Here is a 23,524-nt window from a genome sequence, read left to right on the forward strand (position 1 = left end):
CTTCCGGGCCACACCTGGGTCATCTGGGGAGTTCCTCCTGCGCAGGGCGCCCCCAGCCCCGGGGCGCCCTGCGCAGGAGGAACTCCCCAGATGACCCAGGTGTGGCCCGGAAGCGCCTACCCCCTCGGCGCCACGTACGACGGCACCGGGACCAACTTCGCGATCTTCAGCGAGGTGGCCGAGAAGGTCGAGCTGTGCCTCTTCGACGACGAGGGCAACGAGGAGCGGATCCGCCTGCCGGAGATGGACGGCTTCGTCTGGCACGCCTTCCTCCCCGGCGTCCACGCCGGGCAGAAGTACGGCTTCCGCGTCCACGGCCCCTACGCCCCCGAGCAGGGGCTGCGCTGCAACCCCAACAAGCTGCTGCTCGACCCGTACGCGAAGGCGATCGACGGCCAGGTGGCCTGGCACCCCTCGTGCTTCGGCTACGACTTCGAGACCAAGGAGCGCAACGACGAGGACTCGGCCCCGCACATGCCGAAGTCCGTCGTCGTCAACCCGTACTTCGACTGGGGCGTCGACCGCCCGCCGAGGACGCCGTACAACAAGACGATCATCTACGAGGCCCACGTCAAGGGGCTGACGATGACCAACCCGCGGATCCCCGAGGAGCTGCGCGGAACCTACGCCGGCATCGCCCACCCGGCGACGATCGAGCACCTCACCGATCTCGGCGTCACCGCCCTCGAGCTGCTGCCGGTGCACCGGTTCGTGCAGGACGACACCCTCCAGCAGAAGGGCCTGCGCAACTACTGGGGTTACAACACGATCGGCTTCTTCGCGCCGCACGACGAGTACGCCAGCGACACGACGGCGGGCCAGCAGGTGCAGGAGTTCAAGGGGATGGTGCGCGCGCTGCACGAGGCGGGCATCGAGGTCATCCTCGACGTGGTCTACAACCACACCGCCGAGGGGAACCACCTCGGCCCCACCCTGTCGTTCAAGGGCATCGACAACCGGGCGTACTACAAGCTCGTCGAGGGCGACGAGCAGTACTACATGGACTACACCGGCACCGGGAACACGCTCAACGTCCGCACCCCGCAGGCGCTGCAGCTGATCATGGACTCGCTGCGCTACTGGGTCACCGAGATGCACGTCGACGGCTTCCGCTTCGACCTCGCCTCCGCGCTGGCCCGCGAGCTGCACGCGGTGGACCGGCTGGCCACCTTCTTCGACCTCGTCCACCAGGACCCGGTCGTCAGCCAGGTGAAGCTCATCGCCGAGCCCTGGGACGTCGGCGAGGGCGGCTACCAGGTCGGCAACTTCCCGGCGCTGTGGACCGAGTGGAACGGGAAGTACCGCGACACCGTCCGCGACTTCTGGCGCGGCGAGGGCGGCACGATCGGCGAGTTCGCCGACCGCATCTCGGGCTCCTCGGACCTCTACCAGCACTCGGGCCGGCGACCGGTGGCCAGCATCAACTTCGTCACCGCGCACGACGGGTTCACGCTCAACGACCTCGTCTCCTACAACGAGAAGCACAACGAGGCCAACGGCGAGGGCAACAACGACGGCGAGAGCCACAACCGCAGCTGGAACTGCGGCGTCGAGGGGCCCACCGACGACCCGGAGGTCCTGCAGCTGCGCGCCCAGCAGCGGCGCAACTTCATCACCACGATGATGCTCAGCCAGGGCGTGCCGATGCTGCTGCACGGCGACGAGCTGGGCCGGTCGCAGGGCGGCAACAACAACGGCTACTGCCAGGACTCCGAGCTCACCTGGATCGACTGGGAGAACGTGGACGAGGGGCTGCTCGAGTTCACCAAGAAGGTGACCCGCCTGCGGCACGACCACCCGACGTTCCGCCGTCGCCGCTTCTTCCACGGCCGCCCCGTCCGCCGCGGGCTGGGCGACCCGGTGCCCGACATCGCCTGGCTCGCCCCCTCGGGCGAGGAGATGGCCGACGAGGACTGGGACGCCGCCTACGCCAAGTCGCTGGCGGTCTACCTCAACGGCGTCGGGATCCGGGAGACCGACGAGCGCGGCGAGTACGTCTCCGACGACCACTTCTACCTGGCCTTCAACGCCTCCCACGAGCCGATCGAGTTCGCCCTGCCCAGCTCCGACTACTCGCAGAGCTGGACGCCGGTCCTCGACACGGCCGAGATGCACGAGGTGGAACCGGTCGAGATCAAGCCGGGCGAGAAGGTCACCGTGCAGGGCCGCTCGATCGTCGTCCTGACCGGCCCCGCCCAGTGAGCCGGCCCATCCGGGTGCCCGGGGACGAGCGCCGTCGCGGGACCCCCGCGGCGACGTACCGGCTGCAGGTGCACGCCGGCTTCCCGCTGCAGGACGCCGCCGAGGTCGCCGGGTACCTCGCCGACCTCGGCGTCACGCACGCGTACTCGTCCCCGCTGCTGCGATCGGCCGAGGGCAGCAACCACGGGTACGACACCGTGGACCACGCCCACGTCGACGAGGCCCGGGGCGGGCAGGCCGGCTTCGACCGGTTCGTCGCCGCGCTGCACGAGCACGGCCTCGGGCTCGTGCTCGACCTGGTGCCCAACCACATGGGCGTCGACGACCCCGCGGCCGCGCCGTGGTGGTGGGACGTGCTCCAGCACGGGCAGGGCAGCGCCCACGCCGACGCCTTCGACATCGACTGGGACTTCGGCGGCGGCAGGGTGCGCATCCCCGTCCTGGGCTCGGCGGACGACGTCGAGAAGCTGGAGGTGGTCGGTCGGGCGGGTGGGGCTGACGGAGACGGCGAGCTGCGGTACTACGGCAACCGCTTCCCGATCGCGCCCGGCACCGGTGAGGGCACGCCGCAGGAGGTGCACGCCCGGCAGCACTACGAGCTGGTCGACTGGCGCCGCGCCGACTCCGACCTGAACTACCGGCGGTTCTTCGCCATCAACACCCTGGCCGGCCTGCGGGTCGAGGACCCGGCCGTCTTCGACGCCACCCACGAGCTGGTGCTGCGCTTCGTGCGGGACGGCGCCGTCGACGGCCTGCGCATCGACCACCCGGACGGGCTGGCCGACCCGAAGGGCTACCTCGACCGGCTGGCCGAGGCGTCGGAGGGCCGCTGGACCGTCGTCGAGAAGATCCTCGAGCCCGGCGAGGACCTGCCGGCGAGCTGGGCGACGGCGGGGACCACCGGCTACGACGCGCTCGCCGAGGTGGACCAGCTGCTGGTCGACCCGGCCGGGGAGCCGGCGCTCACCGCGCTGGACACCGAGCTGGCCGGCCGGCAGGTCGACTACGCCCAGCTGGTGCACGACTGCAAGCGCGAGGTCACCGACGGGATGCTCGGCTCGGAGGTGGCCCGGCTGGTGCGGGTGATCGGCGAGCTGCCCGGCGCCGACCGGACGCAGCAGACCGAGGCGCTGGCCGAGCTCCTGGCCAGCTTCCCGGTCTACCGGAGCTACCTGCCCGACGGCCGCGAGCACCTCGACGGGACGGTGGCGGCGGTGCGCGCACGCCGCCCCGATCTCGCCGCCGCGCTGGACGCCCTGCACCCGGTCCTCTCGCAGGCCGGTACCGAGGCGGCCACCCGCTTCGAGCAGACCAGCGGGCCGGTGATGGCCAAGGGCGTCGAGGACAGCGCGTACTACCGGTGGTCCCGGTTCGTCGCGCTCAACGAGGTCGGCGGCGACCCGGCCCGCTTCGGCAGCACGGTCACCGAGTTCCACGCAGCCCAGCAGCGGCGCCAGCAGGTGCGGCCGGAGTCGATGACCACGCTGTCGACGCACGACACCAAGCGCAGCGAGGACGTCCGCGCCCGGCTGGCCGTGCTCGCCGAGCTGCCCACCGAGTGGGCGCAGCTCGTGCGCGGCTGGCTGACCCGGCACCCGCTGGCCGACCGCCCGCTGGCGCACCTCGTCTGGCAGAACCTGGTGGGCGCCTGGCCGCTGTCCCGCGAGCGCGCGCACGCCTACGCGGAGAAGGCCGCCCGCGAGGCGGGCACCGCGACCACCTGGACCGATCCCGACGAGGCGTTCGAGGCGCAGCTGCACGCGCTGGTCGACGCGGCCTTCGACGACCCCACCAAGAGGTCGGAGATCGACGCGTTCGTCACCCGGATCACCCCGCTGGGCTGGTCGAACTCGCTCACCCAGAAGCTGCTGCAGCTGACCATGCCCGGTGTGCCGGACGTCTACCAGGGCACCGAGCTGTGGGACTTCTCGCTGGTCGACCCGGACAACCGCCGCCCCGTGGACTACGCGCTGCGCCGCCGGCTGCTCGCGCAGCTGGACGGCGGCGAGGTGCCGGCGGTGGACGAGACCGGGGCGGCCAAGCTGCTGGTCGTCTCCCGCACCCTGCGCGCCCGCCGCGACCACCCCGGGTGGTTCGCCGGGTACGAGCCGGTGGAGGTCACCGGCTCGGCGGCCGACCACCTGGTGGCCTACGACCGCGGCGGGGTCGTCGCCGTGGGGACCCGGCTGCCGGCGGCGCTGGCCCGGACCGGCTGGGGCGACACCGCCCTGCAGCTGCCCAACGGCGCGTGGGAGGACCTGCTGACCGGCACCCGGGTGGTCTCCGACATCGCAGGGATCGCCGTCGACGCGCTGCTCAGCCGCCTCCCGGTGGCCCTGCTGGTCCGCGCCTGACGTCGGGCGGGATGGCCCGCGCCCGGCCGGCGGTCAGCCGGTCGGGGCGGCGCTCCCCCGCGCGGCCAGGCGCGGGTCCGCCGGTGCGCCGGCAGCGGGGCGCGGGAACGCCGGCAGGGTCCACCGGGAGCCGAGCCACGCGTCGAACGACGGGGGCTCGAACGGCATGACCTCACCCCGCGGCGCCCGGCAGCCGGCCGTCATCCCACGGCGCGGTGCAGTCCGGCCGGTGGCCCGGCAGGCGTCGACCGTGCGCTCCGGAGCCCACGGCGGCACGCTCCCCACGGCCCGGGTGTCGCAGGGCACGCCCCCGCCCGACCGCGCCGACGGTTCGACGGCCGCCGTCCGGGAAGGACACCGTCCGTCCCCGCCCGACCCCGCCCAGGAGGCCCCGCATGCCCGCACCCGTCGAGTTCGCCGTCTGGGCCCCGCTGCCCGAGCGGGTGCGCGTGCAGGTCGACGGCGCCACGCACGACATGCAGCGGGACGACGCCGGGTGGTGGCGCGCCGAGGTGGAGGCGCGCCCCGACGCCGACTACGGCTTCCTCCTCGGCGACGACGACGGGAAGGCCTACCCGGACCCCCGCTCGCGCCGCCAGCCCGACGGCGTGCACGGACTCTCCCGCCGCTTCGACCCCGCGGCGCACGCGTGGGGCGACGGCGCCTGGACCGGCCGGCCGCTCGCCGGGGGTGTGGTCTACGAGCTGCACGTGGGCACCTTCACGCCCGAGGGCACGCTGGACGCGGCGATCGGCAGGCTCGACCACCTGGTCGACCTCGGCGTCGACTTCGTCGAGCTCCTGCCGGTCAACGGCTTCGACGGCACCCGCAACTGGGGCTACGACGGCGTCCTCTGGTACACGGTCCAGGAGACCTACGGCGGCCCGGCGGCCTACCAGCGGTTCGTCGACGCCTGCCACCAGCGAGGGCTCGGCGTCATCCAGGACGTCGTCTACAACCACCTGGGCCCGTCGGGCAACTACCTGCCGCTGTTCATGCCGATCTTCAGCGAGGGCGGCGCGAACACCTGGGGCGAGTCGGTCAACCTGTCGGGGCCGGACTCCGACGAGGTGCGCCGCTACATCCTCGACAACGCCCTGATGTGGCTGCGCGACATGCACGTCGACGGGCTGCGCCTGGACGCCGTGCACGCGCTGGTCGACGAGCGGGCCACCCACCTGCTGGAGGAGCTGGCCGAGGAGGTCGACCGGCTCTCCGCCGCCGTCGGCCGGCCGCTCACCCTGATCGCCGAGAGCGACCTCAACGACCCGCGGATGGTCACGCCGCGGATCGCCGGCGGCACCGGCATCCACGCCCAGTGGAGCGACGACTTCCACCACGCGCTGCACGCCACGCTGACCGGCGAGGGCCAGGGCTACTACCGCGACTTCGCCGACGCCGGGCTGGGCGGGCTGGCGAAGACGCTCACCGGCGCCTTCTTCCACGACGGCGCGTGGTCGAGCTTCCGCCGCCGGCACCACGGCCGGCCGGTGGACACCGCGCACCTGCCCGGCTGGAAGTTCCTCGGCTACCTGCAGGACCACGACCAGATCGGCAACCGCGCCGTCGGCGACCGGATCTCGGCGGCCCTCTCCCCCGGCCTGCTGGGTGTCGGCGCGACCCTGGTGCTCACCAGCCCGTTCACCCCCATGCTCTTCATGGGCGAGGAGTGGGGCGCCGCCACGCCGTGGCAGTTCTTCACCAGCCACACCGACCCGGAGATCGGGCGGGCGACGGCGGAGGGCCGCAAGGGCGAGTTCGCCGAGCACGGGTGGGACGCCGACGAGGTGCCCGACCCGCAGGACCCGGAGACCTTCCGCCGTTCCAAGCTGGACTGGGCCGAGCCGGGGAAGGAGCCGCACGCCGGGCTGCTGGCCGTGCACCGGGCCCTGCTGGCGCTGCGCCGGCAGCACCCGGAGCTGGCCGACCCCGACCTGCGCGCGGTCGAGGTGAGCTGGGACGACGAGGACCGCACCGTCACGGTGCACCGCGGGTCGCTGCGGGTCGTGGCCAACCTGGCCGGCCAGCCGCGCGAGGTCGACCTGGACCGGGCGGCGACCGCCGTGGTGTTCTCCACCGGTGACGCGCCCCGGCTCGACGGCACGACCGTGACCCTCCCCGCCGAGAGCGCCGCCGTGCTGGCCACCCGCTGACGTGCGCCGCCTGCTCCCCGACCCGGCCCCGCTCGACGACGACGCGCTGGTCGAGGCCTACCGGCTGCCGCCCGGTCGCTCGCTGCGGGTGAACTTCATCGCCTCGCCGGACGGTGCGACCACCGTCGGCGGGAAGAGCGAGGGACTGGGCTCCCCCGGCGACCGGCGGGTGTTCCGGGTGCTGCGCGCGCTGGCCGACGTCGTCCTCGTCGGGCACGGCACGGCGTCGGCCGAGGGCTACCGGCCGGTGCTGCCGGGCTCCGCCGTCGGCCGGCTGCGGGAGTCGATCGGCCGGCCGCCGACGGCGCCGGTCGCGGTGGTCACCCGGCGGGCGTCGCTGGACCCGGCCTCGGCGCTGGTCACCGGCGCCGTCTCCCCCACCCTCGTCGTCACCTGCGCCGCCGCCGCCCCCGACCGCCGCGCGGCGCTCGCCGCCGCCGGCGCGGAGGTGCTCGTCTGCGGCGACGACGACGTCGAGCTGCCCGCCGCGCTGTCCGCCCTGGCCGACCGCGGGCTCGCGCAGGTCACCTGCGAGGGCGGGCCGCAACTGCTGCGCAGCGCGCTGGCCGCCGGCGTCGTCGACGAGCTGGACCTGTCCGTCGCCCCGGCGCTGGTCGGCGGGGAGACGCGGCTGCTGGACGCCGCGCTGCCCGCCCCGGTCCGGCTGGAGCTCCGGCAGCTGCTGGAGGAGGACGGCATGCTGTTCGCCCGCTACGCGGTGGAGCCGGAGGGGCGTCAGCCTTCCTCGTCCGCGGGCGGTCGGTAGCCGGTCCCCCGAGCTCTGCCAGGGTCTCGTCCACCGTGAGCGGAACCGCCGTCTCCGGGTTCGCCACCGAGCCGCCGCTGCCGATCGCCAGCACGACGGACGCCATCGCGACGTCGTCAGGCGCCTCCCAGAGGTTGACCCCGTCGTGCGAGCCGAACGCGTACCAGAACCCGTGCAGGTTCCCGCCCACCGGCTCGATGTGGGCCCGCGCGGCCACCCGGCGGCCCTCGGGACCGGCGATCAGCCTCTTCCAGGTCTCCGGCGGGTGGCTGAACCTGGTCAGGTACATGGGCATCCGCGCCTCCCGGGGGCCGTCCCCCGCCCCGGGGACGCCGGAACCTCCTGCGCACTCCGTCGAGGCCCCCGTGCGCCCCTCGGCTGATTGACTGACCGGCATGGACCTCCCGCTGCTGCCGCCGGTGAAGCCGATGCTCGCGAAGGCCGCCACCAAGGTGCCCGTCGGCGACGAGTGGTTCTACGAGCCCAAGTGGGACGGCTTCCGGTGCATCGTCTTCCGCGACGGCGACGAGGTCGAGCTCGGCAGCCGCAACGAGCGCCCGCTCACCCGGTACTTCCCCGAGGTCGTCGCCGCGGTGAAGGCCAACCTGCCCGAGCGGTGCGTCGTCGACGGCGAGATCGTCGTGCCGCGGGACGACCGGCTGCACTTCGAGGCGCTGCTGCAGCGCATCCACCCGGCCGAGTCCCGCATCAACCTCCTCGCCGAGCAGACCCCGGCGTCCTTCGTCGCCTTCGACCTGCTCGCGCTCGGGGACGAGTCGCTGCTGGAGACGCCGTTCGCGCAGCGCCGGGCCCGGCTCGAGGCCGCCCTGGCCGGGGCCCGCCCGCCGGTGCACCTGACCGGCGTCACGCGGGACGCCGCCACCGCCGAGCGCTGGTTCGAGACCTTCGAGGGCGCCGGCCTCGACGGCGTCGTCGCCAAGTCCGCCGACCTGCCCTACGGCCCGGACCAGCGGCTGATGACCAAGGTCAAGCACGTGCGGACGGCGGACTGCGTCGTCGCCGGTTTCCGCTGGCACAAGAGCGGGCCGGTCGTCGGCTCCCTGCTGCTCGGCCTGTACGACGGCGAGGAGCTGCAGCACATCGGCGTCGCGGCGTCCTTCCCGATGGCCCGCCGGGCCGAGCTGGTCGAGGAGCTCGCGCCCTACCGGGCCGAGGCGCTCGACGGTCACCCGTGGCAGGACTGGGCCGACGCGCAGGTGCAGGCCGACGGCGAGCAGCGGATGCCCGGCGCGGTCAGCCGGTGGAACGCCAAGAAGGACCTCTCGTGGGTGCCGCTGCGCCCCGAGCTCGTCGTCGAGATCAAGTACGACCAGCTCGAGGGGCGTCGACTTCGTCACACCGGCCACTTCCTCCGCTGGCGCCCCGACCGGGACCCCCGCAGCTGCACGTACGACCAGCTCGACGTGCCGGTCCGCTACGACCTGGCCGAGGTGCTGGGGTAGCGGAGGACCTCCACCGGTGGCCCTCCTGCGGGGCGCCGTCGCGGGCTTCGCGGGCGGTCGGGGGCGGCCGGGTCCTTATGCTCGTGATCATGCGTCTGCACCGTGGCCTCCCGGCCGCCGCGTCCGGCCTGCTGCTGGCCCTGCCCCTCGTGCTCGCCGGCTGCACCTCCTTCGGGGAGAGCGCCGAGGAGCCGGCGGCGAGCACCAGCACGGCTCCGGCCGAGCCCGAGGTCGCGCCGATCGAGTGGACCGACTGCGATGCGCAGATCCAGCCGCTCGTCCAGGGGCAGCCGGGCAGCGAGCGCGACATCGCCTTCGAGTGCGGTCGCACCGACGTGCCGATCAGCTACGACGAGCCCGGCGGCGCCACGCTGCCCCTCTTCCTCGTCCGGGCGTCGCTGGCCGGGCAGACCGACGAGCTCGGCTCCCTCGTGGTCAACCCCGGCGGTCCGGGCGGCTCCGGCGCCGACGCCGCCATCGGCCTGGCGCTCACCCTCCCCGAGGACGTGCTGCGCCGCTTCGACGTCGTCGGCTTCGACCCCCGCGGCGTGGGGCTGTCCACGCCGGTCGAGTGCATCCCCCAGGAGCTGAAGGACCGCGCGATCGCCGCCGAGCCGCGCCCCACCACCGACGAGCAGCTCGACGCCGTCTTCGCCCTGTCCCGCGAGATCGCCGAGGGCTGCGCCGAGGAGTACGGCGAGGCGCTCGGCACGTTCAACACCGTGGACACCGCCCGCGACATGGAGCAGCTGCGGCAGGCCCTCGGCGAGGAGCAGCTGACCTACCTCGGCTACTCCTACGGCACCACGCTGGGCTCCACCTACGCCGAGCTCTACCCCGACCGGGTGCGCGCGATGGTGCTCGACGCCGCGGTCGACCCCGACGTGGACGCGGTCGCCGACGCCGAGGCCCGCGCCGCCGCGTTCGAGGCCGGCTTCGACACGTTCGCCGAGAACTGCCGCGGCCTCATCGCCGGCTGCCCGCTGGGCGACGACCCCCGGCGCTTCCTCGAGGACCTGCTCGCCCAGGCGCAGGCCACGCCCGTCCCGAGCAGCGAGGAGGGCGAGACCCGGCAGGCGACCCCCGGCGTCATCCTCACCGCGGTGCAGGCCGCGCTGTACGACACCGCCTCCTGGCCGCAGCTCGCGCAGGGCCTCGCCGCGGCGCGCGACGGCGACGCGCGCCTGCTGTTCAGCCTGGCCGACGACTACAGCGGGCGGCTCGAGGACGGCACCTACTCCAACCTGCTCGACGCCAACGTGGCGATCAACTGCGCCGACACCGAGGAGACCGTGCCCGAGGAGCGGGTGCGGGAGCTGGCCGGCGAGTGGGGCGCCCGGTACCCGCTGTTCGGGGCCGGCGCGGCCGCCGGGCTGTTCACCTGCTCGGTGTGGGACGCCGAGCGCACCCCGCTGCCCGAGCGCGACGCCGAGGGCAGCGCGCCGATCCTCGTCGTCGGCACCGCGGGCGACCCGGTGACCCCGCTCCCCGGCGCCGTCGACCTCGCCGAGGACCTCGACAGCGGCGTCCTGCTCACCTGGCAGGGCCAGGGGCACACCGCCTACCCCAAGACGGAGTGCGTGACGGCCGCGGTCAACGCCTACCTCATCGACCTGGCGGCTCCCGTGGACGGGCTCACCTGTCCTGCGTGAGACTCGGCAGCCCACCGACGAGCGGAGCGACGCGATGGCCAGCAGCAGCAAGGACGCCGTCGTCCTGCAGGTCGACGGGCGCGAGGTGCGGGTCTCCAACCCGGAGAAGCCGTACTTCCCCGAGCACGGCATCCGGAAGATCGACGTCGTCGAGTACTTCCTCGCCGTGGGCGACGGGATCCTCTTCGCGCTGAGGGACCGGCCGACGACGCTGGAGCGCTGGCCGGGCGGGGTGTTCGAGGGCGCCCGCATCTCCACGCGGGCGGACAACAGCGGCGACGCGTTCTACCAGAAGCGGGTGCCGAGGAACGCGCCCGACTGGGTGCCGACGGCGCACATCACCTTCCCCAGCGGGCGGACCGCCGACGAGATCGCACCGGACTCGGTCGCCGTCGTCGCCTGGTGCGCCAACCTCGGCACCCTGACCTTCCACCCGTGGCCGGTCGGCAAGGCGGACGTCGAGTCGCCGGACCAGATCCGCATCGACCTCGACCCGCAGCCGGGCACCGGCTTCGCCGACGCGGTGCGGGTCGCGCCGCACGTGCGGGAACTGCTGCACGAGTTCGGCATGGAGGGGTGGCCGAAGACCTCCGGCGGGCGTGGCGTGCACGTCTACGTGCCGATCCAGCCGCGCTGGACGTTCACCGAGGTGCGGCACGCCGTCATCGCCTTCGGCCGCGAGCTGGAGCGGCGTCTCCCCGACCAGGTGACGATGTCGTGGTGGAAGGAGGAGCGCGGCGAGAAGATCTTCATCGACTACAACCAGATGGCCCGGGACCGCACCATCGCGTCGGCCTACTCCATCCGGCCCAAGCCGCACGCCCCGGTCTCCGCGCCGGTCGACTGGGACGAGCTCCCCGACGTGCACCCCACCGACTTCACCGTGCTGACCATGCCCGAGCGCTTCCGGGCGGTGGGTGACAAGCACGCCGGGCTGGCCGGGCACGCGTTCGGCATCGAGCCGCTGCTGGAGCTCGCCGAGCGCCAGGCGGCCGACGACGGCCTCGGCGACCTGCCCTACCCGCCGGACTACCCGAAGATGCCGGGCGAGCCGATGCGGGTGCAACCCAGCCGCGCCCGCAGGCCCGCCGGCGCGGAGGGCTGAGCGCCGTCCTCAGTCGAGGGCGGCCGCGCGCTCCTCGCGCAGCGCCTGGAAGACCCGCCGGCGCAGCACGTCGGCGTCCCTCTCCTCGACGTCGTGGAACTGCATGGACAGCAGCCACCGCGCCCCGTGGACCTGCTGGCGGACGATCGCGCCGCGCACGTCGACGGTGGCGTCGCCGATGGTCAGGCTCATGTGCGCCCGGGTGCCCGGCTCCGGGGGCAGCCCCCACCCGTCGACCAGCGCGCGGAGCCCGGCCTCGCTGAGGTCGACCGTGGAGCCGACGAGCAGCCCGTCGAGCCACGGCATGACGACGGGGACCTCGACCCGGGCCCGCACCGTCCGGCGGCGCTGGCTGCGCTCGGCCGGGCCGGTGGGCACCAGGTGCCACAGCGGCTCCTGGCCGGCCTCGACGCTGGTGATCTTCGCGGGCAGGGAGCGCTCCTCGTACCCGCTCACCCAGTAGAGGGCGACCGGGTCCCCGGGCTTGATGGCCCGCTTCCACTCCGTCCCCTCCCCGAGGGGACGGACGACGATCGTGTGCTCGTTGGAGACCTCCACCTGCGCCGTCGCCGTCAGCCCGCGCGCCACGAGGGTGACGTCGGCCTGGGTGCTCTCCTCGGGCCGGTCGTGCTCCGGCTCGGTCATGGGTCCTCCACTGCATACGGGACGGGCGGGCGCCGTTGTGCCCGCGCGGAAGCTAGCGCGGCGACCAGCGGAAACCGCACACCACCGGGGCGTGTCCCGCCGAACGGCGCGCCACCGGTCGCCCGGTGACGCGGGGAGCCCATCGGCAGCTGCGAGCCTCGTCGGGACCGGAACGGGCCGCCTCCCCACCCGGAGGGGTGAGGGGCGGCCCGTCGCCGGAGCGCGCGGTTCAGCCGGCCAGCCGGTGCGCGGCCGGGTCGAGACGGTGCGCCAGCAGGGCGTCCGGCCGGCCGATCTGCTGCACCAGCCGGGCGGCGGTCACCACGGCGCGCAGTGCGTCGGCGGACTCGGCCAGGCGGTCGGCGAGGAGCTGGTCGAGGTCGGCGTCGTGCAGGTCCTCCACGTCGCGCAGGACAAGCGCAGGAAAACCGCAAGACGGCGCCGCGCGCATGCGGGAGCCCGCCGCCGTCCTCCGCCCGGACGGACCCGCTCCCCCGGACGGGTGAGCGCCGCTGCCCGCCCCGCGACCGGCGCTCCAGCCCGGGGTAGCGGTGGTCGATGCACCTGTCGACCACCGCGGAGGAGCACGGGTGAGGATCTGGTTGCTGGCGTACGGCGCGCTGTACGTCGTCGTCGAGATGGTCGGGCACCGGCTGGAGACCATCGGCTGGCCCCGGATCACCGCCCTCGACGTGGCGACCGCGGTCACCGACGCCTTCCTCACCGTCTCGATCACCCTCGCCGTCCTCCTGGCCGGGCACCTGGCCCTGCGCCGGTGGTCGGTGGCGGCGACCGCCCGGCTGCTCCCCGCGGCGGCCCCGGCGTTCCTGGTGGACCGGCCGATCGGCGTCCGCTCGTGGCGCGCCGAGCCGCTCGCGCTGCCCGCCGCCCCGCCCGCCCGCGACCCGTACTCGGTCGGCGCGTACGGCCCGAGCCGGAGCCGCCGTGGCCGGCGCGTGGCCCCCGACTTCCCCGAGGAACCGGGCCGGCTGCTGTGAGCGCGCGGCGGCCCGCCGGAGAGCCGCAGGTCACAGTTGTGCCGCGCCGGTGTTCCCTTCCGGCCATCGACGGCTAGGGTGGGCGCGTCGGGAAGGCCCTGCGCTATGGCAGGACCCCGATGCACCACCTCAGCTAGGAGCGAGCAATGCCCGAAGGAACTGTCAAGTGGTTCAACGCGGAGAAGGGGTTCGGCTTCGCCACCCCCGACGGCGGCGGACCGGACGTGTTCGTCCACTACTCGGCCATCCAGACCAGCGGGTACCGCTCGCTCGATGAAGGCCAGCGGATCGCGTTCGACATCGAGCAGGGCCAGAAGGGCCCGCAGGCTGCGAACGTCACCCCGCTCTGATCCCCTGATCAGCACGACGCCCCCGTCCGGTCCTCCGGGCGGGGGCGTCGTCGTCCGCGGGCCCGCCCGGGACGCGCCTGCACTGCCGAGCGTGTGCGCTCCCGAGGGGTTTCCGCCCACGGAACCGGGCGCCCGCGCACACGCTCACGCCCGGACGGCCGCCGTCAGCGGGCCCGGGGCACGTACCCGCCGATCAGCGCCGACATGAGCAGCGCGCCGTCGTGCTCCCCCACCGCGGCGGCCGCGTCGGCGAACGCCCGCCAGCGCTGCCGCTCGACGTCGGTGGGCGCGTTCGCGGCCCGGGCCGCCAGCTGCTCGAGCAGCCGCTCCCACTCCCCCTGCGGCGTCGGCCAGAGGCCGGTGATCCGGCGCGCCTCGGCCGAGATGGCGGTGATCCGCACGATGTCGCCGGCGTGGTTGGTCAGCGGCTCGATGTAGCCGGCGGTCGCGAGCGCCTTCGCGGCGGCGATGACCTCCGCCTTCGGCAGGCCGCTGCCCGGGACGACCGAGCCCAGCAGGTAGGGGGCGCCGCCGTGCTTGGGCTCGTCGACCAGCCGGGCGATCGCCCGGAGCACGGGCAGGTCACGGGTGAACCAGACGTCGGGCAGGAGGCCGTCGGGCGGCTGGGGGGCGGCGGTCACCCCGCCAGTCTCCTCCGCGGCACGAGGCGACGGCGCCCCGCCTCCCCGGAGGGAGACGGGGCGCCAGGCGCTCGGTGCAGGGTTCCCCCGCGAGCTCGCGGGAGGGGCTTCAGCGGTCGCGGGCGCCGGTGAGGTGCGGCCGGGTGGCGAGGACGACGCCCATGACGACGTACCCGACCAGCAGGTGGGCGGCGCCCACGTACTGGGTGATCGCCGGCAGGAGGAACGCGGTCGGCACGGTGACCGGCGCCCAGCTCTCGGCGACCATCGGCCAGAAGCGGGCGATGCCCGTCCAGCGGCCCGCGATCGCGATGCGGACCCCCAGGGCGGCCATGCCGAGCATGGACAGCGGCCAGAAGAGGTCGATCACGAAGAAGAACCCGGTGTCGTAGAGGCCGGGCGTGAACGCCCACATCAGCGAGGACACGACGGCCACCGCGAGGAGGCCGTGCTCGACGTGCAGGAGGCGCCGGGCCAGGCGGCCGGTGCCGATGGCGCCGGTCCGCATCTGCACCGTCACCAGGAACATCAGGCCGACCTGGAAGGCCACGGCGGCCACGTTGACGACCGTCGCCTGCCAGGTGCCGGCGGGCGGCGTCGTGCCCAGCAGGGCGCAGGCGGTCGCCCAGGACCCCGCGCCGGCGGCGACGGCGACGCCGGCCCGGCGGACCAGGCCGGTCGAGGCACCGGGGACCGTGCCCCGGGACTGCGCGACGTCGGTGCGGGCGGGGGCAGGTGTGGTGCTGAGGGACATCTCGTCTCCGGTGGTGAGGTGCGGCGCCCTGTGCACCGCCTGGGAGAACGGTCGCGGGGACGCGTCCCGGGCACCCAGGGCCTGCTGCCCTCGATCCGGTCCCGAGAGGTGTCCCGGGCGACCCGGGACAGCTGCCCCGTGACGTCCGGGACCCCGGCAGGCCAGGATCTGCGCGTGCGGACACAGGCGCCGGTGAACGGGCGGACCGGTGCGTCGCCCTCGCAGGGCCCGCCACCGGTGCCATCTCGACGGGGCGGGGCCGCCCGGCCAGCCGCCTGGGCCGTCCTCGCCCTGTCGCTGGCCGCCTGCGCCGCGGCCGCCGTCCTGGACGTGCTGACCCCGGATGCGGCGCGGGCCGCCGTGGACGTGGCCCCCGGCTCGCCGGCCGCGCTCGCCGGTGTCGCCGTCGCCGTCCCCGGGGCGCTGCTGCTCCTCCGGGCCCCGGGCAACGCCGTCTCCTGGGTGCTCGCGGGCACGGGGCTGTTCTGGGCGGTGGACGGCCTCGCCGAGTCGTGGCTCGCGTACGCGGTCCAGCACGACCCGGCACTGCCCGGGGCGAGCCTCGCCTTCTGGTTCCTGCAGCGGCTGGGCGCCGCGCTGCTGCTCGGCCTACCGCTCCTGCTGCTCCTCTACCCCGACGGGCGGCTGCCGGGCGGCCGCTGGCGGCCGGCCGCGATCGGCAGCCTGGCGTCCACCGCCCTGCTGCCCGCGCTCCTGCTGGTGGTCCCCGCGGAGGTCGCCTTCACGGCCGACGACGGTCAGGTGCCCGCGGTCTACCGCTCGCTGGACCTGGACCTGACCAGCCTGCCGCTGCCCGGATCGGTCGCCCTGCCCCTCCTGCGGATCGCCTTCCCCGTCGCCGTGCTGGGGATCGCGGTGCCCGCGGGCTGGGTGGTCGTCCGCTACCGCCGGGCCACGGGCGAGGACCGCCGGCGGATGCGCTGGCTGCTCTGGGCCGCCGTCGTGGACCTGCTGGTCATGCTCGGCACGCTGCTGCTGCCGGGCGAGCCGAGCGCGCTGGCCCTGATGGTCGCCGTCGCGCTGACCGGCGGTGCCGTGGCCGTCGGCATCCTGCGCCCGCGCGCGGTCGACATCGACCGGCTGCTCGGCGGCACCGTGGTCTACGGCGTGCTCGGCGTCGGCGTGGTGCTGCTCGACCTGGCGGTGCTGGCCGGCGCAGGGGCGCTGCTCGGCGACCGGTTCGGCGAGCGGGACGCCACCCTGCTGACGCTGCTCCTGGTCGCAGCCGCCTACGTGCCGCTGCGCGCACCGCTGTGGCGCCTCGTCCGGCGCTGGGTGCTCGGCGAGCGGGACGACCCCTACCGGGTCGTCTCGGAGCTGGCCGCCCGGCTGGAGCGCTCCGACGGCGCCGAGGCCCAGCTCGTGGCGATCGCGGCGGCGGTCGCGGAGGCGTTCCGGACCCCCTACGTCGGCGTCGAGGTCGACCACGCGGGCGGCGAGCGCCTGGTCGCCGAGCACGGCACCCGCCCACCGGCGGTCCGCTCGCTCCCCATCGCCTACCGCGGTGAGGAGGTCGGCCGCCTGCTCCTGCCCCGGGACGGCGTCCGCGCACACCTGGTCAGCCGCGACGAGGGCCTCCTGGCCGACGTCGTGCGCCAGGCGGCGGCCGCCGCCCGGGCGAGCTCGCTGGCCGCCCAGCTGCAGCAGAGCCGCGAGGAGCTGGTCGCGGCCCGCGAGGAGGAGCGCCGCCGGCTGCGCCGCGACCTGCACGACGGGCTGGGCCCGAGCCTCGGCGCCGTCGTCCTGCGCATCGACACCGCCCGCAACCTCACCGCCGCGGGGCGCGCGGAGGACGCCGACCGGCTGCTGCGCGCGGCCAGGGACGACGTCGCCGGGGCGCTGGGCGACGTCCGCCGGCTGGTGCACGACCTGCGGCCGCCCGCGCTGGACGACCTCGGCCTGACCGGAGCGGTGCGCCAGCAGGCCGACCGGCTGCTGGGGGCCGGCACGGTCACCACGGTGGCGGCGGACCCGGCCGCCGACGACCTCCCCGCCGCGGTCGAGGTGGCCGCCTACCGCATCGCGTCGGAGGCGCTGGCCAACGTCGCCCGGCACGCTCGGGCGACGACCTGCCGGGTGGAGCTCGTCCGCGGGGCCGACCGGTCGCTGGTGCTGACCGTGACCGACGACGGCGTCGGCATCCCGGAGGACGCCCCGGCCGGGGTGGGGCTGGTGTCGCTGCGCGAGCGCGCCGCCGAGCTCGGCGGCCGGTGCACGGTGTCGTGCCCGCCCGACGGCGGGACGGTGGTGCGGGCGGTGCTGCCCGCCGAGGGAGGAGACAGCCGTGGGTGAACCCGCCCGGGACGACGACCCGCTGCGGATCGTGGTGGCCGACGACCACCCGGTCTACCGCGACGGCCTGGCCATGCTGCTCGACAGCGTGCCGGGCATCACCGTGGTCGGGGCCGCCGCCGACGGTGAGACCGCGGTCGCCCTGGCGCTCGAGGAGCAGCCCGACGTCGTCGTGATGGACGTGCAGATGCCGGGCATCGACGGGATCGAGGCCACCCGGCGGGTCACCTCGGCGTCGCCGTCGGTCGGCGTCGTCGTCCTGACCATGAGCGAGGACGACGGCACCGTGTTCGCCGCCGTCCGGGCCGGCGCGCGCGGCTACCTGCTCAAGGGCGCCGACCAGGAGGAGGTGGTGCGGGCGGTGACCACGGTGGCCTCGGGGGGCGCGGTCTTCGGTGCTGCCCTGGCCCGCCGGATCGCCGACTTCTTCGCCGGCGGCCCGGCCGGGCCCGAGGCGGCGTTCCCGCAGCTGACCGCGCGGGAGCGGGAGGTGCTCGACCTGGTCGCCGCCGGGCGCTCCAACGCGCAGATCGCCGCCGCCCTGTACCTCTCCCCGAAGACGGTGCGCAACAACGTGTCGAACGTGCTGGCCAAGCTCCAGGTCACCGACCGGGCGCAGGCGATCGTGCGCGCCCGCGACGCCGGTCTGGGCCGCTGAGCACCGGGAATGGTGCCGCGGCGCGGCTCGTTCGACCAGGCATGACGACCTCCCCCCAGAAGCCCCGGGTCACGAAGACCGACGAGGAGTGGCGGGCGCAGCTGTCGCCGGAGGAGTACCAGGTGCTGCGCCAGGCCGGCACCGAGCGTCCCTGGACCGGTGAGTACGTCGACACCAAGACCGTCGGTGTCTACGAGTGCCGCGCCTGCGGTGCCGAGCTGTTCCGCTCCGAGACCAAGTTCGACTCGCACTGCGGCTGGCCCTCGTTCTACGAGGCCTCCGCCGAGGACAACGTCATCCTCCGCGAGGACCGCAGCTTCGGGATGGTCCGCACCGAGGTGCTGTGCGCGACGTGCCACAGCCACCTGGGCCACCTGTTCGACGACGCGCCGCAGACGCCGACCGGGGACCGCTACTGCATCAACAGCGTCTCGGTCCGGCTGCAGCCGGCGGAGTAGCCCGCACCCGTGTACGCCTGAGGGCGGTCACCGAGCACCCGGTGACCGCCCTCAGGCGTACACGGACGATCTCGATCCCTCGGAGACCGCCCTCGGACCCCTACGAGTGGCTCAGGCCAGGTCCGCGACCAGCTCGGCGACCGGCTTGCGGACGCCGGTGTAGAACGGCACCTCCTCGCGCACGTGCCGCCGGGCGCGGCTGGCCCGGAGGTCGCGCATGAGGTCGACGATGCGGTGCAGCTCGTCGGCCTCGAAGGCGAGCATCCACTCGTAGTCGCCCAGCGCGAAGGCGGCCACGGTGTTGGCCCGCACGTCGGGGTAGGGCCGGGCCTGCATGCCGTGCTCCTTGAGCATGTCCCGCCGCTCCTCGTCGGGCAGCAGGTACCACTCGTAGGACCGCACGAACGGGTAGACGCAGATGTAGCGCCGCGGCTCCTCCTCGGCCAGGAAGGCCGGGATGTGGCTGCGGTTGAACTCCGCGGGGCGGTGCAGCGCCAGCTGCGACCACACCGGCTCCAGGTGCCGGCCCAGGGTGGTGCGCCGCAGGCGGGTGTAGGCCTCCTGCAGCGCCTCGGCGGTGGACGCGTGCCACCACACCATGAGGTCGGCGTCGGCCCGGAACCCGGCGACGTCGTAGGTCCCGCGGACGACGACGTCCTTGCCGGCGAGCTCGGCGAACAGCTCGCCCACCTCGGCGGCGACGTGGTGCCGGCGCTCGTCGTCCAGCGGGCGGGCCAGCCGGAACACCGACCACATCGTGTAGCGGATGGTGTCGTTCAGCTCGTTGGCCCGCTTCCCGATGCTGCGCTGGTCCTCGCTCATGCCCGCCATTGTCCCGCACCGCCGCGCACCCCTCCCTGGCGGGCGGACCGCTCGGGTGCGGGAACGCCGAGGGCCCTGACCGGTGCGGTCAGGGCCCTCGGCGGGGTCGGCGGTGCCGGTGCCGGGTGGCGTCAGCCGGCCTGTGCCGGCTGCTCGCGCCCCTCCGACGGCCGGACCGCACGGGCGGCGCGGCAGTCGGAGCAGGCGGCCATCCACACGTGGTGCTTGAAGCACCGGACCGGGGGGACGGTGGACTTCTGGTGCAGGTGCATGCGCACGGCACATCCAACGCCGACCGGGCCGCGCCGATGCCCGCACCTCCCGTGATGCGGCGCACCACACGCCGCTCCCCCAGCCGGCCGGTGCCCGGCTCAGCCAGGCGTCGACGTCGATCCGGACGAGGCGGCCGACGAGGAGGCTCGGGGCCCGGATCCCCACCGTCGTCCGGTCGAGCTCGGCCGTGCCCCGCACCCGGACCCACCCGTCCGGCAGGATCTCGGCCACCCCGTGCACCGTCAGCGGCGCGGAGGTCCTGCGGACCTCCAGCAGCCCCTCGGCCGCCCACCGGCCTCGTCCCCCGGGACGAAGCTGCGGGCGGTCCAGATCATCGTCGGGTGCCGGTCGGTGTCGAGGAACCGGGGCTTGCGCACGTCCGCGTCCCGCCGGGCGATGCCCGTGTCCAGGGTGCCCAGGTCCAGCTCGGCGACCACGCGCCGCGGCACCCCGGCCTCGTCGGCGTCCAGCTCGCCCCACCGGCAGGACATGCTCCGGCGGGCGGCCGCCCTGGCCGAGGCGGCGGCCCGGGCCGCGCGGGCCGCCGACCCGCTGACCGCGCGCGAGCGGGAGGTCGCCGGCCTGGTCGCCGCCGGGCTCACCAACCGGTAGATCGCCGGGCAGCTGGTCCTCTCCGCCCGCACGGTGGAGACCCACGTGGGCAGCATCCTGGCCAAGCTCGGCCTGGCCAACCGGACGCAGATCGCCACCCGCGCCGTGGCGTCGCGGCCACCCACCTAGAGGAGGGCGGCGACCGCCCGGTGCGCGTCGCGGATGCACGCCGGGAGACCGACCCCGCCGAACGCCGCCCCAGCGATGCCCAGCCCCGGCACCTCCGCGACGGCGGCGCGCACCGCGTCCACCCGCGCCTGGTGCCCCACGAGGTACTGCGGCAGGCCGCCGCCCCAGCGGACGACGGCGGTCTGCAGGGGCTCGGGGCGCGACAGGTGCAGCAGGTCGGCGACGTCCGCGACCACCGCGGCGGCCAGGTCCCCGTCGGTGCGCTGCAGCTCCGACTCGTCCCGGAACCGGCCCACCGACGAGCGGACCAGGAGGACGTCCCCGCCGAGGTGCGCCCACTTGCTGGAGGAGACGGTCACGCCCTTGACCAGCCGGCCGGTCACCGGGGGCACGAGCAGCCCGCTGCCGGCGTCGACGTGCTGGGCCGGGAACGCCATGGCGACGACGGCCATCGAGGCGTACGGGATGCCCTGCAGCGGCGCCGTGGCACCGGGCGCGACGCCGGTCAGCAGGCGGGCGGCCTTACCGGCGGGGACGGTGACCAGGACGGTGTCGGCGGGCAGCACCTCCGGCGAGCCCACCGGGCCCACCGAGACCTCCAGCCCCGTCGCCGTCCGCCGGATGCCGTGGGCCGGGGTGCGCAGCCGGACCTCGGCCCGTGCCGCGGCGACCAGCGCCGCCGGCAGCGCGCCGATGCCCTCGTCGACGGTCGCGAACACCGGGCCGTCGGCGTCACCGCGGCTGCGGGTGCCGGCGTCCCGGGCGGCCGAGGCGGCGGCGAGCACGGAGGCGGAGCCGGGCAGCTGGGCGAAGAGGGCCGGCATCGTGGCCTGCAGGGAGAGCTCGTCCGCCCGGCCGGCGTAGACCCCACCCAGCAGCGGCTCGACCAGCCGGTCGACCACCTCGTCGCCGAGCCGCTCGCGGAGCAACGCGCCGACGGCGACGTCGCCGTCCACCGCCGGCGGCGGCAGCTCGGCCTCCGCCCGCACCCGGGCCACTCCTGCGGGCGAGAGGATCCCCTCGAGGCCGTCCGCGGACGCCGGGACGCCGAGCACGGTGCCGGCCGGCAGCGGGAACCGGCCCTCGGGCAGCACGACGGCGGCCTGGGTGGTCGCGGGCGCGACGAGCCGGTCGCCCCAGCCGAGGGCCTCGACGAGCCCGACCGCCTCCGGGACCCTGGCCAGCACCGCCTCGGGCCCGGTGTCGTACCAGTGGCCGGCCAGCTCGATGCGGTGCAGCTTCCCGCCGATGCGGTCACCGGCCTCGAGCACGACGATCTCGTCGTCCGGACGACGGCGGCGCCACTCGAAGGCGGCGGCCAGGCCGGTGATGCCGGCGCCGACGACGACCAGGCGGCGGGGGCTCATGCGGTGGGCGACGCGGTCAGCTCGTGGACCAGCTCGACGACGTGGGTGAGCACGCCCGGGTCGGTCTCGGGCAGCACGCCGTGGCCGAGGTTGAAGACGTGCCCGCGGGCGGCCCTCCCCTGCTCGACGACGCGGCGGACCTCCCGGTCGACGGTCGCCCGGTCGGCCAGCAGGACGGCCGGGTCGAGGTTGCCCTGCAGCGACCGCCCGGGGCCCACGCGCCGCGCGGCCTCGTCGAGCGGCACCCGCCAGTCCACGCCGACGACGTCGGCGCCGGCGTCCCCGATCAGGGGCAGCAGCTCGCCGGTGCCCACGCCGAAGTGGATGCGGGGCACGTCCCGCTCGCCGAGCCCGTCGAAGACCGCCCGCGAGTGGGGCAGCACCCGCCCGGCGTAGTCGGCGGCCGAGAGCACGCCGGCCCACGAGTCGAACAGCTGGACCGCCGAGGCCCCGGCGTCGATCTGCGCGCGCAGGAACGTCGCCGACGACACCGCGAGCTTCTCCATCAGCCGCGACCACGCCGCCGGCTCGGCGTACATGAACGCCTTGGTGCGGGCGTGCTCCTTGGAGGGCCCGCCCTCGATGAGGTAGGTGGCGAGGGTGAACGGCGCCCCCGCGAAGCCGATGAGCGGGGTGGTCCCGAGCTCGGCGACCAGCGCGCGCACCGCCGTCTCCAGGAAGCCGAGCCGGTCGGGGTCGAGCGCCGGCAGGGCGTCGACGTCCGCGACGCTGCGCACCGGCTCGGCGACGACCGGCCCGACGCCCGGCTTGATCTCGATGTCCACACCGGCCACCACCAGCGGCAGCACGATGTCGGAGAAGAAGATCGCCGCGTCCACCCCGTGCCGGCGGACCGGCTGCAGGGTGATCTCGGTGATCAGGTCGGGGTCCTGGCAGGCGTCGAGCATCTTCGTGCCGGCGCGCAGGGCCCGGTACTCGGGGAGCGACCGGCCGGCCTGGCGCATGAACCAGACCGGGGTGCGGCTCACCGGGAGGCCACGGGCGGCGCGGACGAGGTCGGAATCGGCCGGGGACGCCGAGGCGGGAGCGGGACTCACGACCGCCGATCCTCCCAGACCGCCGGGAGGGTCCGCGCCGCCACGTGCGGCGCGTCGGCACCACCGCGCCGTCTCCCGGCCTACCCTGCGGACGTGGAGCCGCGCAACCTGGCCGATGCCGGGGACCGGGACCGGGACGACGCCGTCCCGGCCGCCTTCCGCGCCGCCCTGGAGTCGCTGGCCGCGGTGCGGGTCCGACCGGAGATCGAGCTCGGCCGCATCCCCGCCCCCCAGCGCCTGGCGCCCTTCTCCGTCGCCCTCGGCGCGCGCGTGGCCGACCCCGGCGCCGACGACGAGGACGACGCCGAGATCGCCAGCGCCCGGTTCATCGTGCTGTTCGACCCCGAGGGCCACGAGGCCTGGCACGGCACCACCCGCTGCGTCGGCTACCTCTCCGCCGCGACCGACGAGGAGCTGGTCGACGACGCCATGTTCTCCGAGGTCGCGTGGAGCTGGCTGACCGACGCCCTCGGCGACTCCGGCGCCACGCACCACACGGTCGGCGGCACGGTCACCCGTACCGCGTCGACGCGCTTCGGGGAGCTCGCCGGCCCCGAGCACTCGGTCGACGTCGAGATCCGCGCCTCCTGGACGGCCGTCGACACCGACCTGGACCGGCACCTCGCGGCCTGGCTCGAGGTGCTCGGCAACGCCGCCGGGCTCCCCCCGCCGGGTGTGCACCTGCTGGGTCCCTCCGACCGGGTCGGCAGCGAGAGTCTCTAACATCGGTGCGGCACAGCGGCACCGAGCC

Annotated in this window: 25 protein-coding genes and 1 pseudogene; 15 read left to right on the top strand and 11 right to left on the bottom strand. The window is 75.1% G+C overall.

Annotated features, from left to right (window positions below; genetic code table 11):
• Window positions 1-90 precede the first annotated feature (90 nt).
• Both glgX and treY read left to right on the top strand, forming a co-directional pair.
• Window positions 91-2,202: a glycogen debranching protein GlgX gene (gene glgX, locus E9565_RS01050; RefSeq protein WP_236833877.1), complete on the top strand. Its 2,112-nt coding sequence runs from the start codon at window positions 91-93 to the stop codon at window positions 2,200-2,202.
• Entirely contained in the window at window positions 2,199-4,556 is a 2,358-nt protein-coding gene (treY, locus tag E9565_RS01055) for a malto-oligosyltrehalose synthase (RefSeq protein WP_236833878.1), read from the top strand. Before glgX ends, treY begins: the two co-directional genes overlap by 4 nt.
• Window positions 4,557-4,589: 33 nt before the next feature.
• On the opposite strand, the gene E9565_RS22185 is transcribed toward treY, so the two are convergent.
• A complete protein-coding gene (locus E9565_RS22185) occupies window positions 4,590-4,724 on the bottom strand; it encodes a hypothetical protein (RefSeq protein WP_255725521.1) in 135 nt (44 codons plus the stop codon).
• Between the two features lie 227 nt (window positions 4,725-4,951).
• Here E9565_RS22185 and treZ point away from each other — a divergent pair, with 227 nt between their 5' ends.
• Together treZ and E9565_RS01065 are read left to right on the top strand one after the other, a co-directional pair.
• Window positions 4,952-6,709, top strand: a complete 1,758-nt coding sequence (gene treZ, locus E9565_RS01060; protein WP_236833879.1) for a malto-oligosyltrehalose trehalohydrolase — start codon at window positions 4,952-4,954, stop codon at window positions 6,707-6,709.
• A gap of 1 nt (window position 6,710) precedes the next feature.
• On the top strand, window positions 6,711-7,475 hold the full coding sequence (locus E9565_RS01065) for a dihydrofolate reductase family protein (RefSeq protein WP_236833880.1): 765 nt from the start codon (window positions 6,711-6,713) through the stop codon (window positions 7,473-7,475).
• An 82-nt stretch (window positions 7,476-7,557) separates the two neighbouring features.
• On the opposite strand, the pseudogene E9565_RS01070 reads toward E9565_RS01065, so the two are convergent.
• Window positions 7,558-7,872: pseudogene (locus tag E9565_RS01070) on the bottom strand (GYD domain-containing protein); the annotation flags it as partial.
• On the opposite strand from E9565_RS01070, the gene E9565_RS01075 reads away from it, so the two are divergent.
• The 3 genes from E9565_RS01075 (at window position 7,871) to E9565_RS01085 (ending at window position 11,695) form a co-directional block, all read left to right on the top strand.
• Window positions 7,871-8,938, top strand: coding sequence for an ATP-dependent DNA ligase (locus E9565_RS01075; RefSeq protein ID WP_236833881.1), 1,068 nt, complete (start codon window positions 7,871-7,873; stop codon window positions 8,936-8,938). The pseudogene E9565_RS01070 and the gene E9565_RS01075 overlap by 2 nt on opposite strands.
• Window positions 8,939-9,027: 89 nt before the next feature.
• Window positions 9,028-10,590: an alpha/beta hydrolase gene (locus E9565_RS01080; RefSeq protein ID WP_236825106.1), complete on the top strand. Its 1,563-nt coding sequence runs from the start codon at window positions 9,028-9,030 to the stop codon at window positions 10,588-10,590.
• A 34-nt stretch (window positions 10,591-10,624) separates the two neighbouring features.
• The gene (locus E9565_RS01085) at window positions 10,625-11,695 is read left to right on the top strand and encodes a DNA polymerase domain-containing protein (protein ID WP_236825105.1); all 1,071 of its coding nucleotides are present in this window, start codon (window positions 10,625-10,627) and stop codon (window positions 11,693-11,695) included.
• 9 nt (window positions 11,696-11,704) lie between these two features.
• Here the strand turns inward: E9565_RS01085 and E9565_RS01090 are convergent, their stop codons facing one another.
• Both E9565_RS01090 and E9565_RS01095 read right to left on the bottom strand, forming a co-directional pair.
• Entirely contained in the window at window positions 11,705-12,340 is a 636-nt protein-coding gene (locus E9565_RS01090; protein WP_236833882.1) for a PilZ domain-containing protein, read from the bottom strand.
• 229 nt (window positions 12,341-12,569) lie between these two features.
• Window positions 12,570-12,743: a hypothetical protein gene (locus E9565_RS01095; RefSeq protein WP_236833883.1), complete on the bottom strand. Its 174-nt coding sequence runs from the start codon at window positions 12,741-12,743 to the stop codon at window positions 12,570-12,572.
• A 187-nt stretch (window positions 12,744-12,930) separates the two neighbouring features.
• Here E9565_RS01095 and E9565_RS01100 point away from each other — a divergent pair, with 187 nt between their 5' ends.
• A complete protein-coding gene (locus tag E9565_RS01100) occupies window positions 12,931-13,338 on the top strand; it encodes a hypothetical protein (protein ID WP_236825095.1) in 408 nt (135 codons plus the stop codon).
• Window positions 13,339-13,484: 146 nt separating this feature from the next.
• The gene (locus tag E9565_RS01105; protein ID WP_040339721.1) at window positions 13,485-13,688 is read left to right on the top strand and encodes a cold-shock protein; all 204 of its coding nucleotides are present in this window, start codon (window positions 13,485-13,487) and stop codon (window positions 13,686-13,688) included.
• 164 nt (window positions 13,689-13,852) lie between these two features.
• Here E9565_RS01105 and E9565_RS01110 read toward each other — a convergent pair whose 3' ends face one another.
• Together E9565_RS01110 and E9565_RS01115 are read right to left on the bottom strand one after the other, a co-directional pair.
• Entirely contained in the window at window positions 13,853-14,329 is a 477-nt protein-coding gene (locus E9565_RS01110; protein ID WP_236825094.1) for a hypothetical protein, read from the bottom strand.
• A 109-nt stretch (window positions 14,330-14,438) separates the two neighbouring features.
• Complete coding sequence (locus tag E9565_RS01115; RefSeq protein ID WP_236833884.1) at window positions 14,439-15,083, bottom strand: hypothetical protein; 645 nt, start codon at window positions 15,081-15,083, stop codon at window positions 14,439-14,441.
• Window positions 15,084-15,320: 237 nt separating this feature from the next.
• Here E9565_RS01115 and E9565_RS23030 point away from each other — a divergent pair, with 237 nt between their 5' ends.
• The 3 genes from E9565_RS23030 to msrB are packed head-to-tail and all read left to right on the top strand — an operon-like array spanning window position 15,321 to window position 18,512.
• Window positions 15,321-17,396, top strand: a complete 2,076-nt coding sequence (locus E9565_RS23030; protein WP_236833885.1) for a sensor histidine kinase — start codon at window positions 15,321-15,323, stop codon at window positions 17,394-17,396.
• Window positions 17,389-18,054, top strand: a complete 666-nt coding sequence (locus E9565_RS01125) for a response regulator transcription factor (protein ID WP_236825088.1) — start codon at window positions 17,389-17,391, stop codon at window positions 18,052-18,054. The genes E9565_RS23030 and E9565_RS01125 overlap by 8 nt, the downstream gene beginning before the upstream one ends.
• A gap of 41 nt (window positions 18,055-18,095) precedes the next feature.
• Window positions 18,096-18,512, top strand: coding sequence for a peptide-methionine (R)-S-oxide reductase MsrB (gene msrB, locus E9565_RS01130; RefSeq protein ID WP_236825087.1), 417 nt, complete (start codon window positions 18,096-18,098; stop codon window positions 18,510-18,512).
• A 111-nt stretch (window positions 18,513-18,623) separates the two neighbouring features.
• On the opposite strand, the gene hemQ is transcribed toward msrB, so the two are convergent.
• The 3 genes from hemQ to E9565_RS01145 form a co-directional block, all read right to left on the bottom strand.
• Window positions 18,624-19,334, bottom strand: a complete 711-nt coding sequence (gene hemQ / locus E9565_RS01135) for a hydrogen peroxide-dependent heme synthase (RefSeq protein ID WP_236825086.1) — start codon at window positions 19,332-19,334, stop codon at window positions 18,624-18,626.
• A 131-nt stretch (window positions 19,335-19,465) separates the two neighbouring features.
• Entirely contained in the window at window positions 19,466-19,612 is a 147-nt protein-coding gene (locus E9565_RS01140) for a hypothetical protein (protein WP_236825085.1), read from the bottom strand.
• Between the two features lie 237 nt (window positions 19,613-19,849).
• Window positions 19,850-20,098 (bottom strand): YceI family protein, encoded by a 249-nt coding sequence (locus tag E9565_RS01145; protein ID WP_236833886.1) that lies wholly within the window; start codon window positions 20,096-20,098, stop codon window positions 19,850-19,852.
• Here E9565_RS01145 and E9565_RS22195 point away from each other — a divergent pair.
• Window positions 20,097-20,219, top strand: coding sequence for a hypothetical protein (locus tag E9565_RS22195; RefSeq protein ID WP_255725522.1), 123 nt, complete (start codon window positions 20,097-20,099; stop codon window positions 20,217-20,219). The genes E9565_RS01145 and E9565_RS22195 overlap by 2 nt on opposite strands.
• Before the next feature lie 12 nt (window positions 20,220-20,231).
• Window positions 20,232-20,348, top strand: a complete 117-nt coding sequence (locus E9565_RS01150; RefSeq protein WP_255725529.1) for a LuxR C-terminal-related transcriptional regulator — start codon at window positions 20,232-20,234, stop codon at window positions 20,346-20,348.
• Here E9565_RS01150 and hemG read toward each other — a convergent pair.
• Both hemG and hemE read right to left on the bottom strand, forming a co-directional pair.
• Window positions 20,345-21,715, bottom strand: a complete 1,371-nt coding sequence (gene hemG / locus E9565_RS01155; RefSeq protein ID WP_236833888.1) for a protoporphyrinogen oxidase — start codon at window positions 21,713-21,715, stop codon at window positions 20,345-20,347. The two genes, E9565_RS01150 and hemG, sit on opposite strands and share 4 nt — an antisense overlap.
• Window positions 21,712-22,773 (bottom strand): uroporphyrinogen decarboxylase, encoded by a 1,062-nt coding sequence (gene hemE / locus E9565_RS01160; protein ID WP_236833889.1) that lies wholly within the window; start codon window positions 22,771-22,773, stop codon window positions 21,712-21,714. Before hemE ends, hemG begins: the two co-directional genes overlap by 4 nt.
• A gap of 93 nt (window positions 22,774-22,866) precedes the next feature.
• Between hemE and E9565_RS01165 the strand changes: the two genes are divergently transcribed.
• On the top strand, window positions 22,867-23,496 hold the full coding sequence (locus tag E9565_RS01165; RefSeq protein WP_236825079.1) for a DUF3000 domain-containing protein: 630 nt from the start codon (window positions 22,867-22,869) through the stop codon (window positions 23,494-23,496).
• Window positions 23,497-23,524 lie beyond the last annotated feature (28 nt).

Origin of the sequence: Blastococcus sp. KM273129, from assembly GCF_021698995.1 — a bacterium.
Classification (GTDB): Bacteria; Actinomycetota; Actinomycetes; order Mycobacteriales; family Geodermatophilaceae; genus Blastococcus.

Coding starts and splice junctions, on each gene's coding strand:
- glgX (WP_236833877.1), top strand. CDS start 91: ATGACCCAGGTGTGGCCCGGAAGCGCCTACCCCCTCGGCGCCACGTAC.
- E9565_RS22185 (WP_255725521.1), bottom strand. CDS start 4,724: ATGCCGTTCGAGCCCCCGTCGTTCGACGCGTGGCTCGGCTCCCGGTGG.
- treZ (WP_236833879.1), top strand. CDS start 4,952: ATGCCCGCACCCGTCGAGTTCGCCGTCTGGGCCCCGCTGCCCGAGCGG.
- E9565_RS01075 (WP_236833881.1), top strand. CDS start 7,871: ATGGACCTCCCGCTGCTGCCGCCGGTGAAGCCGATGCTCGCGAAGGCC.
- E9565_RS01080 (WP_236825106.1), top strand. CDS start 9,028: ATGCGTCTGCACCGTGGCCTCCCGGCCGCCGCGTCCGGCCTGCTGCTG.
- E9565_RS01085 (WP_236825105.1), top strand. CDS start 10,625: ATGGCCAGCAGCAGCAAGGACGCCGTCGTCCTGCAGGTCGACGGGCGC.
- E9565_RS01090 (WP_236833882.1), bottom strand. CDS start 12,340: ATGACCGAGCCGGAGCACGACCGGCCCGAGGAGAGCACCCAGGCCGAC.
- E9565_RS01105 (WP_040339721.1), top strand. CDS start 13,485: ATGCCCGAAGGAACTGTCAAGTGGTTCAACGCGGAGAAGGGGTTCGGC.
- E9565_RS01115 (WP_236833884.1), bottom strand. CDS start 15,083: ATGTCCCTCAGCACCACACCTGCCCCCGCCCGCACCGACGTCGCGCAG.
- msrB (WP_236825087.1), top strand. CDS start 18,096: ATGACGACCTCCCCCCAGAAGCCCCGGGTCACGAAGACCGACGAGGAG.
- hemQ (WP_236825086.1), bottom strand. CDS start 19,334: ATGAGCGAGGACCAGCGCAGCATCGGGAAGCGGGCCAACGAGCTGAAC.
- E9565_RS22195 (WP_255725522.1), top strand. CDS start 20,097: ATGCTCCGGCGGGCGGCCGCCCTGGCCGAGGCGGCGGCCCGGGCCGCG.
- E9565_RS01145 (WP_236833886.1), bottom strand. CDS start 20,098: ATGTCCTGCCGGTGGGGCGAGCTGGACGCCGACGAGGCCGGGGTGCCG.
- hemG (WP_236833888.1), bottom strand. CDS start 21,715: ATGAGCCCCCGCCGCCTGGTCGTCGTCGGCGCCGGCATCACCGGCCTG.